The sequence below is a fragment of the Paenisporosarcina sp. P4_E4_2 genome (genome assembly GCF_056401595.1).
The window spans coordinates 1-16,231 of record NZ_JBFUJC010000031.1 but is presented as its reverse complement, the minus strand read 5'-3'; the positions used below and the strand labels follow the sequence as shown (position 1 = coordinate 16,231).

The 16,231-nt window shown below is 37.8% G+C and carries 15 protein-coding genes; 14 read left to right on the top strand and 1 reads right to left on the bottom strand.

Going from position 1 to position 16,231, the window contains the following annotated elements; translation table 11 throughout:
- The 4 genes from AC1DSB_RS04740 to AC1DSB_RS04725 all read left to right on the top strand — a co-directional run.
- Positions 1-666: DUF58 domain-containing protein (locus AC1DSB_RS04740; RefSeq protein WP_477585932.1), on the top strand; the 666-nt coding region annotated here is incomplete at its 5' end.
- The gene (locus AC1DSB_RS04735) at positions 636-1,880 is read left to right on the top strand and encodes a hypothetical protein (RefSeq protein ID WP_477585930.1); all 1,245 of its coding nucleotides are present in this window, start codon (positions 636-638) and stop codon (positions 1,878-1,880) included. The genes AC1DSB_RS04740 and AC1DSB_RS04735, both read left to right, overlap by 31 nt.
- Positions 1,881-2,207: 327 nt before the next feature.
- Entirely contained in the window at positions 2,208-3,080 is an 873-nt protein-coding gene (locus AC1DSB_RS04730) for an NAD(P)-dependent oxidoreductase (RefSeq protein WP_477585928.1), read from the top strand.
- Positions 3,081-3,105: 25 nt separating this feature from the next.
- On the top strand, positions 3,106-4,422 hold the full coding sequence (locus AC1DSB_RS04725; RefSeq protein WP_477585926.1) for an MFS transporter: 1,317 nt from the start codon (positions 3,106-3,108) through the stop codon (positions 4,420-4,422).
- 61 nt (positions 4,423-4,483) lie between these two features.
- Here the strand turns inward: AC1DSB_RS04725 and AC1DSB_RS04720 are convergent, their stop codons facing one another.
- Positions 4,484-4,951 (bottom strand): YkyB family protein, encoded by a 468-nt coding sequence (locus AC1DSB_RS04720; protein ID WP_477532661.1) that lies wholly within the window; start codon positions 4,949-4,951, stop codon positions 4,484-4,486.
- A gap of 146 nt (positions 4,952-5,097) precedes the next feature.
- On the opposite strand from AC1DSB_RS04720, the gene AC1DSB_RS04715 reads away from it, so the two are divergent.
- The 10 genes from AC1DSB_RS04715 to AC1DSB_RS04670 form a co-directional block, all read left to right on the top strand.
- Positions 5,098-6,648: a Ppx/GppA phosphatase family protein gene (locus AC1DSB_RS04715; protein WP_477585924.1), complete on the top strand. Its 1,551-nt coding sequence runs from the start codon at positions 5,098-5,100 to the stop codon at positions 6,646-6,648.
- On the top strand, positions 6,641-8,740 hold the full coding sequence (locus tag AC1DSB_RS04710) for an RNA degradosome polyphosphate kinase (RefSeq protein ID WP_477585922.1): 2,100 nt from the start codon (positions 6,641-6,643) through the stop codon (positions 8,738-8,740). The genes AC1DSB_RS04715 and AC1DSB_RS04710 overlap by 8 nt, the downstream gene beginning before the upstream one ends.
- A gap of 92 nt (positions 8,741-8,832) precedes the next feature.
- Complete coding sequence (gene fadH / locus AC1DSB_RS04705; RefSeq protein ID WP_477532664.1) at positions 8,833-9,603, top strand: 2,4-dienoyl-CoA reductase; 771 nt, start codon at positions 8,833-8,835, stop codon at positions 9,601-9,603.
- A 59-nt stretch (positions 9,604-9,662) separates the two neighbouring features.
- Positions 9,663-9,902 (top strand): hypothetical protein, encoded by a 240-nt coding sequence (locus tag AC1DSB_RS04700; RefSeq protein WP_477532665.1) that lies wholly within the window; start codon positions 9,663-9,665, stop codon positions 9,900-9,902.
- Between the two features lie 118 nt (positions 9,903-10,020).
- The gene (cbpB, locus tag AC1DSB_RS04695) at positions 10,021-10,464 is read left to right on the top strand and encodes a cyclic-di-AMP-binding protein CbpB (protein ID WP_016427862.1); all 444 of its coding nucleotides are present in this window, start codon (positions 10,021-10,023) and stop codon (positions 10,462-10,464) included.
- An 81-nt stretch (positions 10,465-10,545) separates the two neighbouring features.
- Entirely contained in the window at positions 10,546-11,469 is a 924-nt protein-coding gene (locus AC1DSB_RS04690; RefSeq protein ID WP_477532074.1) for a LysR family transcriptional regulator, read from the top strand.
- A gap of 69 nt (positions 11,470-11,538) precedes the next feature.
- A complete protein-coding gene (gene dapD / locus AC1DSB_RS04685; RefSeq protein ID WP_477532058.1) occupies positions 11,539-12,252 on the top strand; it encodes a 2,3,4,5-tetrahydropyridine-2,6-dicarboxylate N-acetyltransferase in 714 nt (237 codons plus the stop codon).
- A 9-nt stretch (positions 12,253-12,261) separates the two neighbouring features.
- On the top strand, positions 12,262-13,398 hold the full coding sequence (locus AC1DSB_RS04680; protein WP_477532075.1) for an N-acetyldiaminopimelate deacetylase: 1,137 nt from the start codon (positions 12,262-12,264) through the stop codon (positions 13,396-13,398).
- A 143-nt stretch (positions 13,399-13,541) separates the two neighbouring features.
- The gene (locus tag AC1DSB_RS04675; protein WP_477585919.1) at positions 13,542-15,953 is read left to right on the top strand and encodes a hypothetical protein; all 2,412 of its coding nucleotides are present in this window, start codon (positions 13,542-13,544) and stop codon (positions 15,951-15,953) included.
- Positions 15,950-16,231, top strand: a 282-nt coding sequence (locus AC1DSB_RS04670) for an ATP-binding cassette domain-containing protein (protein WP_477585917.1), incomplete at its 3' end; no start/stop codon positions are given. The genes AC1DSB_RS04675 and AC1DSB_RS04670, both read left to right, overlap by 4 nt.

The window sequence follows — 16,231 nt, the reverse complement described above, 5'->3', positions numbered from 1 at the left end:
GAACAAATGGTTTATCCAAATATTTATACATTAAAAGACAACAGAAAGCCTTCCCCATTAAAACCAGGGGACTATGAGTATAAGCATTCGTTGTTTCAAGATTTGTTTTCACCGATAGGTACAAGAGATTATCAGGCAGGCGATCAATTTCACCATATCCACTGGAAAGCAAGTGCGAGAATGCAACAACTTCAAACGAAAGTTTTCACACAAGTAGCAAACGAATCAGTCTTGCTAGTATTGAACGTCGTTAATCATTATTCAATAATTTCAGATTTGGAAGAACGAATTGAGGAAGTTGCCTCTTTTGTGGATTATTTTTATAGAGAAGGCATACCATTTTCGTTGACGGTCAATGTTAGATCCTTTGGGGCGGTCCCATATTTGCATCTTCCTGTCGGAGATGGCCAAAAACACCGTCAACAAGCAATGGAATTATYGTCGGTCCTATCTAATAATGAATTAACCGTACCGTTTAACCGTATGCTGATGCATCTGGATACGCATGAAAACCTGCCGATGACAGTCATTATATTCACTCATGACTTACAAGAGTTGGATAAATATATTAAGAAATGGTCCAAACAAACTCAAGTGGATGTACGATTATCCAATAGTCTTGGAGGTGATGTGAAATGGCAACAACCGTCTCTTCTAAGCCGTTAGTTCAATTTGAGTCAATCGGAAAGTTTTTGCAAGATGTTTGGTTAATGTCCTTTCTTTTCATATTTATTAGAGTGGATACGACGATTTCCTTTCCATTAGTATGGATTGGTATTTTATTGCTGATAGCGATTGCGGTCAATTTGTTTTTCTACAAGACGGGATACCAAATAGCAATATCGTTATTTGTTTCTGCAGTTTTCGGACTGTTAGGATTTCTTTTCGGTGCCCCATTGTGGTTTTTTGCTGCAATATTTGTATTTTCGGTTTGGAGAATACAAGAACGATATTCTAAAATTCAAGAGGATGCCACACATGATGGATACTTCATGACGCTTCTTCTGGTAGTATTCTCTTTATCTTTTTTCTTAGCTACCATATTAAGAAAACCTGAAGCTATAAGAGAATCAATTTTATTGGCCATTATCGGCCTACTATTATTTATGTTGGATCGAATGATTGTTCAATGGAAGCGCTCAAAAAAGGAAAATCGTGTTCCTTTTTATAAACTTGTTTTATTTTATGTGGGGATCATAAGCGTTGCAGCAATTGCTTTTGCGGTGATTGCTGGACTTGCAGGTAAAGCTCGCGTATCCATTGTCTTATTGTTTGGGGATCTGATTGAATTAATTTTATACCCGCTTGGACTATTAATGGAAGGGTTACATGCTCTTGTTAGTAAATTTATTAGTCCTCCAATTTCCCGAGATTCCCAGGAAAAACCAAAAGGGCAATTCGAACAAACGGAAGCAGATAAACTTAAGGGTCTTGATTTTGGTCTGGATATACCTTGGGTGGCTATTCTGGGTAGTATTATTTTAATCATATTGATTATTATTGTATGGCGCTTAGCTAAAAATAGAGCGGAATTTGTAGAACTTAAAGAAAATCAAGTGGAATACGAAAGAACTCAAAGCAACACCATGCAAGTAAGCGAACAGAAGGATATGTCATGGAGTTATTCAATGGAGACCAATGTAGTGCGAGACGCATACCGAGTTTATGAATTGGATGCAAGCTCACATGGTTATACACGCAATCACAACGAAACAATACGGGAATGGTTCATCAGAGAAGGATGGCACGTCTCTGAACGCTTCTATGACGTTTACGATGTCGTCCGTTATAGTAAAGGGTTGATGAATGAACATGATGGTAAATGGTTTATTGAAGAATTAAATCATCTTTCGAAAAAATATTTTAAAAATGAGGTTTAACTTTTTAAATTTTGGGGGAAAGTATATTTGAACACAGCAACATTCTCATTTCCCCCTTTTTATAGGACACATTTCCGAAAGGAATGTGTCCTACTTTTTTTGTCTTCCAAACTTACCTAATAAGAATTCTTCGAATAAGCTTTTTTCCCATCCACTAAACCCACTAAAATTATTAAAGATTCAGGTACGATACAATTCTCTATTTAGTGAGGAAGATCGAAGTCGAAAAATAGTTCATTATTTCAAAATGTTTCGATGCTTAAATCAAGGAACTTTGATAAACTTATAGTCAATTACAGAAATTTTCCAACTTGGAGGTTACATATAATGATTGAAAAAGCACATATCGGTTTTGTAGGCACAGGAGTAATGGGTAAAAGTATTGTTAAGCATCTACTGACAGGTGGCCATCARGTCACCATTTATACACGTACGAAAGAAAAAGCGGAAGATTTACTTGATTTGGGTGCAAAGTGGGCACAGTCTCCAGGTGAAGTTGCATCCCAAGTGGATATTATTTTCACTATGGTCGGTTATCCATCAGACGTAGCAGAAGTTTATAATAGCGCAACAGGAATCTTTGAAAACGGAAAAGACGGATTGGTTGTAGTCGATTTGACAACATCAACACCGACACTTGCGATTGACCTTTATAATAAGTCCCAGTCACTGGGCATGAGTTCACTTGATGCCCCGGTCTCAGGTGGGGATGTTGGTGCAAAATCAGGCAAGTTATCAATTATGGTAGGAGGCGACAAAGAAGTTTTCGATAAGCYGTTTCCGATATTTGAGTTATTTGGTGAGCATATCATTTATCAAGGGAAAGCGGGCGCTGGTCAGCATACAAAAATGGCTAATCAAATTGCCATTGCCTCTTCCATGATTGCAGCATGTGAAGCAATCACTTATGCCAAGGAAGCGAAGCTCGATCCAGAAATGGTCTTGCAGTCTATTACAAAAGGAGCAGCAGGTTCATGGTCTTTGACTAATCTTGCACCGCGCATGCTGAAAGATGATTTTGAAGCCGGGTTTTATATGAAACACTTTATCAAAGATATGGGCATTGCACTCGATGAATCGAAAAAAATGAACCTGAAGTTACCTGGTTTAGAAATGACGTATGCCATGTATCAATCTTTAGCTGATCAAGGATTTGAAAATGAAGGAACACAGAGTTTAATAAAGGCTTACAAAAAATAGAATAGATTATAACGGGGTGCTGAGAGTGAGCCAACAACAAACGACTCCAAGGAGTCCGATAGCTCTTTATTTAACGTTACCGATTTTGTCCTGGGCTTTTTATGATTTTGCCAATACGATATTCTCGTCTAATATCAACACGGTATTCTTTCCTTTTTACACAGATGATGTAATTGGCACAAGTATAGCTAAACAGCAAGTTGCCAGTACGTTTGTATCATATGCAAATGCTGTCGCCAGTTTTTTCTTGGTCATGTTTACACCTTTGTTTGGCGTATGGATTGACCGAACTGGATACAAAAAACGATTCATCGTCTGGTTCGCTTCTATTTCCATCCTAGCAACTTTCATGATGGGGGTATTCGGGGGGCTTGAATCGAATTCATTAATGTGGGGCGTGCCAATGTCCTATGCATTGGTGGTCATAAGTTTCGTTATAGCTAAATTCTTTTTCAACTCCAGTCTTGTCTTTTATGATTCGATGATGAGTGATTTGGGGACTAAAGAAGAAATGCCATTAATTTCTGGATTTGGAGTGGCTGTCGGTTATATTGGAACGATTGTCGGATTACTTGTGTATCTTCTTGTCAGTGATGGTGAGTTTCATAAAGCATTCATTCCAACCGCTATTTTATATTTACTATTCAGTCTGCCATTATTTTTCATAAACAAGGATATACCGATTCCTAAAAATCAAAGAGTCAAAGGTTCATTTTTTGATGGCTATAAAGTAATAATAAATACGTTCAAAGATATGAAATCCCATAAATCAGTTTTCACTTTTATGATTGCGTATTTCTTTATAAATGATGCCATCTCAACCACTATTGCTATGATGGCCATTTATGCAACTGTCATAGTCGGTTTTTCTTCTGGACAATTCATTATTTTATATCTTATTTCAACTATTTCCACTGTTATTGGGTCTTTTGTATTTGGATACATTACAAAGAGGATAGGAGCAAAAAATGGGGTGACAATTGTTGCTGTATTAATGATTGTATCCCTCATTGTTGCTGTTTTTGCAGTCGAGCAATGGATGTTCTGGATTGCAGGAAGTATGTTCGGAGTTTCACTTGGTTCCATGTGGGTAACGTCGCGTACACTCATAATTGAACTGACTCCTGAAGATAAGCGAGGCCAATTCTTTGGATTGTTTGCTTTTTCTGGAAAAGTGTCTTCTATTATTGGACCTGCACTTTATGGGACCATTACGTATCAATTACAGGATTATGGAACAATTGCAAGTCGCATTGCCTTGTCTACTTTAATTGTGATGACGATTATTGGTTTAATCATTCATTTACGCTTAAAGCATGATTCAACCATTTCAGTGGATTAAAACACTGCTGAACAAAAAAAGCCGGTAACCATGAAAATGGTTCCGGCTTTTTAAAAATAAATTAATCTAAATAAGTGCTGCCAAAAGTATAAGTACGTTTCTTAACTGGTTGTTTTCGAGACAGTGGGGTGGAGGCATGTGTGGGTTTTTTCTTTATTATCGTTTGATGCAAGCCTGTGTAATCACTTAACAGCTGTTTGGCAAGATTCAAACTCATTCGTCTTTGTGGATTACGATAATTCTCATCAAGATGTCCCAAATGTGGAAGGCTTTGAAAATCCTCTTTTTTGGGTAATAAATGAAAGTAGTAATCAGCACATTGAACTAAGACAGAAGATTGTTGTTGACTAAAACGAGGGTTTTTCACAAAGTGTAATCCCAATTTTTTAGCACGTCCGGTTTCAATCATCTTTTCAATGGTCAATCTTTTTAATTCATATAGAAATTTATTATCAGTAGCAGTTTTTGCATGACGATTAACTGAATAAATAGCGGAAGCCAGTTGTCCATCTGTCCTATCTTGTTTCATGAAACCCCACCCTTCAAATCTTGAAAAATTGAGAATATTAGCCAGAATCAAGAAAAATTCAGAGCATTCAATTAACTACTATCATACCAATTCATTCCCAATCTGTATAGTTGAAAACAAAAAAATATGGGAAAGGTGATAAAATTATGGAAAAAAAGAAAACAGCCATTTTAGATATCGGGTCAAATACAATTCGTTTAGTGATATATTCCTATGATGATATCAGAGGACTTAGGGAATTTGAAAATATAAAAACAGTTGCACGCTTACGCACTTTTATTCTACCAGATGGGTCAATGTCTGAAGATGGCATTTTGCTTCTTAAGGAAGTATTAACATCTTTTAAACAAATGCTTAAAGACTATGATGTCGATAATGTTATTGCAACAGCTACTGCGGCTATTCGGCAAGCCACCAATCAACAACAGATTGTTGAACGTATGAAGAAAGAAACCGGATTTGATCTCGATGTCTTAAGTGAAGAAGATGAGGCATATTTTGGTTTTTTAGCTGTTGTTCATTCTGTATCGACTGAGTCTGCCGTAACGATTGATATCGGAGGTGGAAGCACCGAGATTACGTACTTTGTAGATAAAAAATTGCAAAAGACACATAGTTTTCCTTTTGGGGTTGTTTCCTTGCAGCAACAATTCATGAAAGATGAGAAGTTGACGCCCGTCGAAAGAGAACAGCTAGCTTTGTTTGCAGAAGCCCAATTCCGATCTCTTTCTTGGCTAAATGGTCTGAGTTTACCCGTTATCGCAATCGGGGGAAGTGCACGAAACATCGCACAAATCGATCAACAACGGAAGGAATATCCGATTTCTAATGTTCATCAATATCAAATGAAAGTGCATGATTTATACACTTTAAGTGATACATTAGGTGACTTATCGGTTAATGAACTAAATAAAATAGATGGGTTGTCGAGTGACAGGGCAGATATTATATTACCGGCACTTGAAGTGTTCAAAGCGTTAATGAAAGTTGTCCATTCCGAGGAGTTTGTGTTCAGTCGCAAAGGTCTGAGGGAAGGGATTATGTTAAATCGGGTGCTGCAAATACATCCGGATGCTCTGAACAAGTACGATGTTTTTACCCATAGCAGCGAGGCACTAGCAGCAGAATTCGAAATGAATCAACATGAGGCAGAGCATCTTCAATTTTTGGTAGAACAAATTTATGAAGCTTGCGTGAGTCACCAAATGATTGAACGATCGCAGGAAAGTTTAATGTTATTGAGAAGAGCGGCTGCGTTATTTTATTTAGGTGAATACATTGACGCAGATGCAGCAAGTCAACATACCTTCTATWTATTATCGAATCGTTCGATTGATGGTTTGGAGCACTTAGATCGAATTAAATTGGCCTTGGTAGCATCCTACAAAAATAAAGAAACGCTCAAGCGTTATGCAGTTCCATTTGAAAAATGGCTGACGAAAGAAGAACTAAAACATTTAAGGGATTTGGGGGCAATATTAAAATTTGCTTATGGTTTGAATGGTTCAAAACGTTCGGTGGTAGACAAAGTTTTGATGGAGTCTTCCAGCAAAGGACTGATTATGAGAATTCATGTCAATGGGAATGCAATGGCGGAAGAATATCAGGCAGGGAAACAGAAGAAGCATCTTGAACGATTATGTAAATGCAACATCGATCTGGAATTTGTAGAAAAGGATGGTCATATTCATGGCTGAACATCATCCAAAGGTAGACATTGATCAACCGGATTACTATAACAATCGTGAACTAAGCTGGCTTGCTTTCAATGATCGGGTTTTACAAGAAGCAGAGGACGAACATAATCCTTTAGCAGAACGATTGAAGTTTTTAGCGATTTTCAGTTCGAATTTGGACGAATTTTTTATGGTACGTATCGCAGGTCTTCAAGATCAGGTAAGGGCGGGTTTTCAAAAACCTGAAAACAAAGCAGGACTGACTCCTAAAGAGCAACTAAAGAAAATTGCCCAGAAAACGCATTCCCTTGTAAAAAAACAGTCTGAACTTTATCAGCAATTAATCAATAATTTGAAAAAAGAAAATGTGGAAGTTTTATCGATTGCAGAGTTATCTATAACTCAAAAAATCTTCGTTCAACATTTTTTTGAAGAACATGTTTTCCCGGTACTCACGCCTGTTGCTGTAGATGCATATCGTCCATTTCCAACCTTGTTGAGTAAAACCATGAACATCATTGTCATGCTGGAACAAAAAGGGGAAGAAATTCATAAAAAAGTGGCAATCGTGCAGGTTCCATCTGTTCTAGCCAGGATGATAAAAATCCCTTCAAAGGATAAAAGTGATTCATACATTTACTTGGAAGACTTGATTATCAATCAAATCGATACATTGTTTTATGGATATAAAGTGAAAGCAGTAAATACATTTCGTATGACCCGAAACGCAGATTTAACAATTCATGAAGAAGGCGCGCGCGATCTTTTAGTGGAAATAGAAAAGGAATTAAAGAAAAGGAAATGGGGAGCCGCAAGCCGTTTGGAAGTTCGGTCAAATGAAATCAACACTGAAATTTTAGCATATTTATTAGATGAACTAGAGATTCATAAAGATGATGTTTATGAAATTGATTGCCCAATCGATTTAACCTTTCTTTTTTCATTCATTAAAGWAATTAGAGAGGGTCGTGAACATCTGGAATTTGAAAATTTTATTCCTCAACCGCCATACGATTTGGAATCTGAGGAAGACCTATTTGAAAAAGCATTACACCAGGACTTATTTTTCCATCATCCTTATGAATCATTTGCCCCCATTTTAGATTTTGTTTCTGAGGCAGCGGAAGATCCCAATGTCCTTGCGATTAAACAGACGTTATATAGGGTCAGCGGTAATTCCCCTATGATAAATGCCCTGAAACGTGCAGCAGAAAATGGCAAACAAGTAACGGTATTAGTTGAATTAAAAGCCAGATTTGATGAGGAAAACAATGTACATTGGGCCAAAGAGCTGGAGCAGGCAGGTTGCCTCGTCATTTATGGAATGCATAATTTGAAGACCCATTCAAAAATTACATTGATTGTACGTAGCCGAAACGGACGGATTGAACGATTTGTCCATTTAGGTACCGGAAATTACAATGATCAAACGGCAAAAATTTATACGGATATGGGAATTATTACAACGGAAAAGAAATTTGGTATTGATGCGACTAATTTCTTTAATTTTTTAAGTGGCTACACAGAAAAGCCGAATTTTCATCATTTGATTGTGGCTCCATATGATATTCGCGATGAGTTTATCAAGCTGATTGAACAGGAAATTGAATTCCATAAAAAGAACGGGATTGGTTATATACGTGCAAAAATGAATTCATTGACGGACWAAGACCTGATTATGAAAATGTATGATGCTTCTATTTCAGGGGTGAAAATTGATTTAATCGTACGTGGTATCTGTTGTTTGCGTCCGCAGATTATGGGAATCAGTGAAAATATCCGAGTCATTAGTATTGTGGGCAGATTTCTGGAGCATTCGAGAATTTATTGGTTTCATCATAATGGTGAAAATCATGTTTATCTATCTTCTGCGGATATGATGACCAGAAACATGATCAAACGGGTCGAGATTCTTTTTCCTGTTTATGAAGAGTCAATAAAAAAACGGATTATGAACCTTATTTTATTTCAAATGGAAGATACAGCGAAGGCCCGTGAGCAAGATCAATATGGTGAGTATCATCACCGATTGCCGAAAAATGATGAACCGGTCTGGAACAGTCAGGAAGAGCTCTTAAAGTTAGCCTATCGGATCTCGGAAGATATAGAATGAAGCATTTTAATAAAACATATATACTTTTCTACGATAGTAATGGCATAATTGGGATTAAGAAAGAATATTCAGAATAAAAAGGGGTGTCTAGTATGTTGTTGAAAGATCAAACCATAATTATTACGGGTGGTTCTAGTGGTATGGGATTCTATATGGCTAAACGTTTCGTAGAAGAAGGTGCAAACGTTGTCATTACTGGACGCGATATGGAGCGTCTGGAAACAGCTCAAAAAGCCATTTCACATGATTCCACTCGAGTAGGTATTTTTCAAATGGACGTGCGCGAACCAGAACATGTGAAGGCGATGGTTCAGTATACGGACGAGAGATATGGGAAAATAGATGGACTGGTTAATAATGCTGCGGGCAATTTTATCGTTCATGCAGAAAAGCTTTCACCGAACGGCTGGAAATCCGTAATTGATATAGTCTTGAACGGAACATTTTATTGTTCGCAAGCAGTTGGCAACTATTGGATTGAGAAAGAGCAAAAAGGAGCCATTCTTAATATGCTGGCAACATATGCGTGGAATGCCGGTGCTGGTGTTGCTCATTCTGCAGCAGCTAAAGCGGGAGTCATGTCATTGACACGTACATTAGCTGTCGAATGGGGTACACAATATGGAATTCGGGTAAATGGTATCGCACCTGGTCCAATAGAACGAACTGGTGGTGCTGAAAAACTTTGGGAATCCGAAGAAGCTGCAGCACGTACGCTCAAATCTGTTCCACTTGGCCGACTCGGACGTCCAGAAGAAATTGCAGATCTTGCATCATTTATGCTTTCCGATAAAGCTTCGTATATGAATGGAGAAATCATCACGCTTGATGGAGGTCAATGGTTAAATAAGTTTCCATTTTAAGCTTAAAATCCATGATTTGACCCATACTAACTTTACTTCATTGAAAGGGTAGGATGAGTATGGATATATGGACTTGGCCTTTGCTATTCGTTATCGTCATCATAAGTTTGATTGGTTTGTACGGGACGTGGCGCGTTATGACGCTTGAAAGTAGACGGCAGCAAGTGAATGATACGCCAATTGCACAATCAGTAAAAGATAATCCCATTTCGTTTAATCCAATTTTCTGGGTATTTGTCGCTGCGGGCGCTTTTGTCTTCGTTATTATCATGTATTACGTCATGACTTCTTCCGCTTAATCAGGGAAGAAGTTTTATTATGGATAAAACGTTTACATCTATGTTCATTCCCAGAATATGATATGATAAAAGAGTAGTATGCTGTTCGCAAGTAGAGCAGATAAAGGAGTAGAAGTGTATGATTTCGGTTACAAGCAGAGATTTTTTGGATATGCAAATCGAAGAATTCATCATCTCATCAGAAAAAGTAGCACATGTGCAAGTTGGAAATAGTGCAGAACATGCCTTATTAGTATTAACAAAAACAGGTTATTCATCCGTACCGGTTTTAGATTTCAAGTACCGTTTAAAAGGATTAGTCAGTACACAAATGATTACAGATTCCATTTTGGGACTTGATCACATCGAATACGAACGTTTACCGGATATAAAAGTGGATGAAGTAATGCAATCACCTGTTCCAACGATTCATATTAATGAAAAATTCAAAAAAGGACTTGATCTTTTGATTAATCATCCTTTCTTATGTGTAGTGGATGATGAAGAAACTTTTTTAGGTATTTTAACTCGACGAGTTGTATTGAAGCAATTGAAAAAACATATCTATCAAAATAATCAGTAATATGCAAAAATAAGAGAAGATCTCCATGGGAGGTCTTCTTTTTTCGTCTGTACAAAATTTTTACGTTAATATATCTATTTGATGAAAGCAGTTTTGAATAAAGGAGAGAAGCGCGTGACGACAAATGAATCACAAATCATCAAAATTCTGGCCGAAGAACGCAATATGAGAAAAGCTGCGGAACGACTTTTCCTATCTCAACCAGCATTATCCCAACGCCTTCAATCCATTGAAAAAGAGTGGGGGGCTCAACTTTTTCTTCGTTCCCAAAAAGGCTTGACTGCGACACCAGCTGGCGAGATTGTCATCCAATTTGCTATTGATACGATTGCCAAACAAGAAGAAACATTTGAACTCATACAATCGATGACATCAAAAGTACACGGCACTTTAAAAATTGCTTGTGCTTCAATTGTCGGACAGAACTGGTTGCCGACAGTCTTGAAAGATTTTGTCACGAAATATCCTGAAGCAAAAATATCCCTTATCACAGGATGGAGTTCTGAAATCGTAAAATCTCTTTACGATGGAGAGGCTCACATCGGCATCGTCAGAGGACATACGGAATGGAAAGGTACGAAAATCCATCTTTTCCGGGACACTTTGTATCTGGTTGATCAAGAGCTAAAGGAAGTAGAAGATGTTTTGTCAACCGACAGACCTTTTATTCAGTTCAAAAGTGATTCCAATTACTATCAAGAAATTCAGGCGTGGTGGCAACGCCATTTCTCTTCGAGTCCTAGGCGCCAGATTACGGTGGATCAGATAGAAACGTGTAAACAAATGGCATTGAATGGAATTGGCTATGCCATCCTGCCATCAATTACTTTAAGTGGATTGGAAAAAGTAAATAAAATTGCCTTAACGAATCAAGCAGAAGAATTTGAATTGACTCGTGATACTTGGTTAATTGGTTATGAATCAGCTTTTGAATTGAGACAAGTAGAAGCATTTGTGAATGTTGTGGAAGAACATGCAAAAATATTGCATGATTATTCAAATTAAATAGATGTAATCTTTTCAGATTTCCTGTACAATTAGTCCATATTTAAGATTGAAAGGAGTTCAACAAGAATGAAACAGATGGATGCATATGAAATTATTTCTTATATTCAACACGCTAAAAAATCAACGCCGGTAAAGGTTTATGTAAATGGTGAGAACTTACAGAATCTTTCTTTCGGAGAAAACACAAAAATATTTGGCGAAGGYAATTCACTTGTACTTTTCGGAGAATGGTCTGAAATTGAAGCTGCCTTGACTTTGCATAAAGAACAAATTTCAGATATTGTCGTTGAAAATGATCGACGTAATTCAGCAATTCCATTAGTGGATCTAAAAGGGATCAATTCCCGTATTGAACCTGGAGCGTTTATTCGCGATCAAGTGGATATCGGCAATAACTGTATCATTATGATGGGGGCAGTTATTAATATTGGAGCTGTAATTGGTGATGGCTCTATGATTGATATGGGTGCCATTCTTGGGGGACGTGCAACTGTCGGCAAAAACTGTCACATTGGGGCAGGAGCTGTGTTAGCGGGCGTCATTGAGCCACCTTCAGCAATGCCAGTAATTGTGGAAGACGATGTACTTGTTGGAGCAAACGCAGTTGTATTAGAAGGCGTGAAAATTGGAAAAGGTGCAGTTGTTGCAGCAGGAGCCATTGTTACAAAAGATGTTCCTCCATATACAGTCGTTGCGGGAACGCCAGCGAAAGTAATCAAAGAAATCGATGATAAAACAAAATCAAAAACAGAAATCATGCACGAACTTCGTCAATTGTAGGAAGCGATGATGAAAACTCTTCAACAAATACGACGTGATTTACATCAAATTCCTGAAATCGGTTTTCAAGAATTTAAAACACAAGCCTATTTATTAGAGGAAATTCAATTGCTGAATCAAGAACGGTTAACTGTCGTGAAGTGGAAAACAGGGATTGTTGTCCATGTTAAAGGGATTGATCCCAAAAAGACAATAGGTTGGAGAACTGATATTGATGGACTCCCTATCAATGAACAAACGGGGTTTTCCTATCAATCAACTCATACGGGTTATATGCATGCATGTGGTCATGATATCCATATGACAGTCGCACTTGGGCTGTTAAGACAGCTTAATCAAACGCCCATAAATGATAATATTGTATTCCTGTTCCAACCAGCAGAAGAAGGTCCTGGTGGAGCACTGCCAATGCGGGAATGGTTAAAAGAGAAACATCCAGAATTTCTACCTGATGTGATCTTAGCTTTTCATATTGCCCCGGAGTATCCTGTCGGCACGATTGCGACTCGTCCAGGTCTACTGTTTGCGAATACATCAGAGTTATTCATTGATTTATATGGTGTCGAAGGACATGCGGCGTATCCACATCGCACGAAAGACATGACGATTGCCGCAGCCAGTCTATTGCTCCAACTGCAGACGATTGTCAGTCGTGCAATCAATCCGTTGGAATCTGCTGTGGTGACAATTGGGAAAATGACTTCCGGTGCTGTTCAAAACATCATTTCGGGTCATGCCCGTTTAGAAGGTACAATCCGTACGATGGATGCAGTAACGATGCAAACAGTTAAAGAACGAATTGAAGCACTGTGTAAATCGACTGAAATTGCTTTTGATTGTAAAGTGCATATTGATTATGGCTCATCTTACTATCAAGTATTTAATTCAGAAGAAATTACCCAAAACTTTTTATCATTTGCCAATCATGATGATACAACAAATGCAGTCCATTGTGACCCAGCCATGACTGGGGAAGACTTCGGCTATTTCCTTCAAGAAATTCCTGGCTTCCTATTTTGGGCTGGCGTTGATTCATCGTATGGTCTGCACAATGCCAAGTTGAATCCTGATGAAAAAGTAGTGGATTATCTCGTTCCATTTACAGAATCTTATATACGTTCGCTTTCGAATCATGATAACGATTAGTTATCATGATTTTTTTAAGTCTCAAATCGTTAGGATAACCATTTTATGGTCATTTGTTGATAAAAATGTATTTTTCTAGTTTTTTAAGGAACTTATAGATAGACAATTCGTACTAATCAATATAGAGATAAGGGGGAAAGAAAATGAAGCAAACTATTCGGTGGTGTTTTGCATTAAGCATATTATTTTTGCTTAGTCTTATGCCGATTACAGAAGCATACGCAGCACCACAACTGGAAGTAAAAGCTACTGCAGGCTTTCAAAATAAAATCAAATATGGAGAAGGATTGCCTCTGACTGTCACCGTAGTTAATTCAGGAGACGAATTTTCAGGTGATTTGGTGATTGATTATTCCGAATCCTACGGAATAGGTTCAGCAAAAGCTATCCCATTTACGATTGGTAAAGGTGAAACCAAAACACTAAATCTGGCTTTACCAGGATTATCAGAAGATATGGCCTATAACTCTGACTATCAAATGTTTTATTTTTACGAAGATGACTGGGAGAATGGAAAGGAAATTTCATATAAAGGGAATAAAAGTATCCGCCCCAATTCTTTTGGTCAAGATACAACTTTCTTCCTTACGTTAACTGAGAGCGCAGACCGTTTGCGTGCCTTATCCACTGTGAAAATGGTGGGTATGGGAGGCTCACAAATTATCCACTTAGGACAGATGAAAGATTTCCAATTCCCGACGGACAATGCTGCGTATGACCTTGCCAATTATTTAGTGATTGATGAGTACGTATTGGGAGATTTGGAACAGGAACAGCAACAAGCGATTCTTGACTGGGTTCAAACTGGAGGGGTTGTTCTTGTTGGGGCATCAGATAATACAAGTGCTGAACTTGGTTTATTATCTGAAAAGCTGCCACTAACTTTGACCGATGAACGAAAAACACTAAAAGCAGAAAAATTAACTGTATTCGCCAATAATAAGGAGTTTACAGAAGACATAGCAATTTTTGGAGCAAAAGCAAATGAGGGATCTCGTGTCGTTATGAAGTCTGATAACGAACCAATCGCTGCTATAAATTCCATAGGAAAAGGTGCAATCATTCAAACAGCTTTTTCACTTGGTGATGAACCTCTTTCTAAACAAGCCAATTACTCATTCCTATTGACAGAGCTAATCAAAAAAGCCAATGTTAATCAAATTTATCAAAATTATGGTGGTCAAAATATAAAAGAACAAATGACAAACGAAGTGGGACAGATGAACGAACTGTTTCCTTCATTCCAAGTATCTACGCCATTAATGATTACCATTGTCATCATTTACATTATTCTGGTCGGACCATTATTATATTTCCTATTAAAAAGAAAAGATAAGCGGGAACACGCATGGTGGATTATCCCGGCAATCTCCATTTTGGCTTCTTTAGCCATTTTTGCTTACGGTGCTAAAGATCGCCTTGTGCGTCCTCAAATTCAACAATCAAGTTTTTATGAAGTTCAAGCCGATGGCAGTCTCTCTGGATATTACGTCGAGTCCCTGCTTTCCAATCGCAGTGGAAACTTCAATTTTGAGGCTGAAAACGGAACGACCATGGTTGCTTCAAAACGAATGAATCCATTCGCAGATAACTCCGGCAATGTGCAAGCAATGTCGATTTTAAATGAACAGGCAGATAAGGATCAATTGACCGTACGAGATGTTGGGTATTGGTCCGTTTCATCCGTCCTTGGAGAATCCAATATACAAGAAGTGGGTCAATATGCTATTGATTTGACGGTTGAGGGTGGAAATGTTCGGGGAACTGTGAAAAATGAATTCCCATTTGCTCTGAAGGATGTTGCCATTTGGTCAGGATCAAAAATGATTAACCTCGGAGATTTAGAATCAAATGAGTCCGTTGAGGTGAATGAACCAATAGGATCGGCATTATTGGTACCAATTGCTATGAGCAACGGTTCACAACAATACATGGGATTTAGTTCAGCAATGAAAGCGGCTGACCTACCTAAAGAACGTAAAAATAGTTTGATTCGCATGTCGCAAATGACAGGTGAACAAAAAACACAACCTGCAATTGTTGCACATACAGAAGATGCAATCGTACCTGTATCCTTGAAGGATGCGCGTGCAGAAATGTCAGCAATCAATATGATTTACCAGACATTCTCACCAAAAACCATCTTTTCTGGTGAATTTACTTTACCGTCTTCATCTTTCGATATTACTGTGAACACAGAAGAAACGTCCGGTTATTATAATCAAATGAGTGAAAGTAAGTTCGAATGGTTTATGTCAAATGGTTCGTATTCATATGAATGGACGATTCCAAGTAACGTACCGGTGAAAGACGTAAAATGGAAAGAACTTCAATTAGCAAATACTGACACTTCTTCGATTTCAGTGGAAATTTATAATGTTGCTACAAAGACATTTGAAGAAGTTACAAGCGGACGATTTTCTATCAAAGAAAATATAGAACAATATATTTCAGCTGATGGGAAAATTAAGTTCAAAGTGAATAAACAAGCTTCAAACGGTGACGATTATACTCGTTTGCCAGAATTACGCTTAAAAGGGGAGGTCCAAAAATGATTGAAATTAAAGGGCTTACCAAAAAATACGGCTCATTTTACGCATTGAACGACTTAAATTTAACTTTAAGTGAAGGTACTGTATTTGGATTTGTTGGAGCCAATGGGGCAGGGAAATCCACCACCTTTTCTATATTAGCTACTCTTCTGCAACCGACTGCCGGGGATGCATTTATTAATGGGAAGAGTGTTAAAACTGAACCGCATGAAGTTCGAAAGCAGATTGGTTATATGCCAGACTTTTTCGGTGTATATGACCAATTAAAAGCAGACGAGTAT

Bases quoted from the DNA above. Each gene is read 5' to 3' on its own strand.
- AC1DSB_RS04735 (WP_477585930.1), top strand. From the start codon at position 636: ATGGCAACAACCGTCTCTTCTAAGCCGTTAGTTCAATTTGAGTCAATC.
- AC1DSB_RS04720 (WP_477532661.1), bottom strand. From the start codon at position 4,951: ATGAAACAAGATAGGACAGATGGACAACTGGCTTCCGCTATTTATTCA.
- fadH (WP_477532664.1), top strand. From the start codon at position 8,833: ATGTTGTTGAAAGATCAAACCATAATTATTACGGGTGGTTCTAGTGGT.
- AC1DSB_RS04700 (WP_477532665.1), top strand. From the start codon at position 9,663: ATGGATATATGGACTTGGCCTTTGCTATTCGTTATCGTCATCATAAGT.
- cbpB (WP_016427862.1), top strand. From the start codon at position 10,021: ATGATTTCGGTTACAAGCAGAGATTTTTTGGATATGCAAATCGAAGAA.
- AC1DSB_RS04690 (WP_477532074.1), top strand. From the start codon at position 10,546: ATGAAAGCAGTTTTGAATAAAGGAGAGAAGCGCGTGACGACAAATGAA.
- AC1DSB_RS04680 (WP_477532075.1), top strand. From the start codon at position 12,262: ATGAAAACTCTTCAACAAATACGACGTGATTTACATCAAATTCCTGAA.
- AC1DSB_RS04675 (WP_477585919.1), top strand. From the start codon at position 13,542: ATGAAGCAAACTATTCGGTGGTGTTTTGCATTAAGCATATTATTTTTG.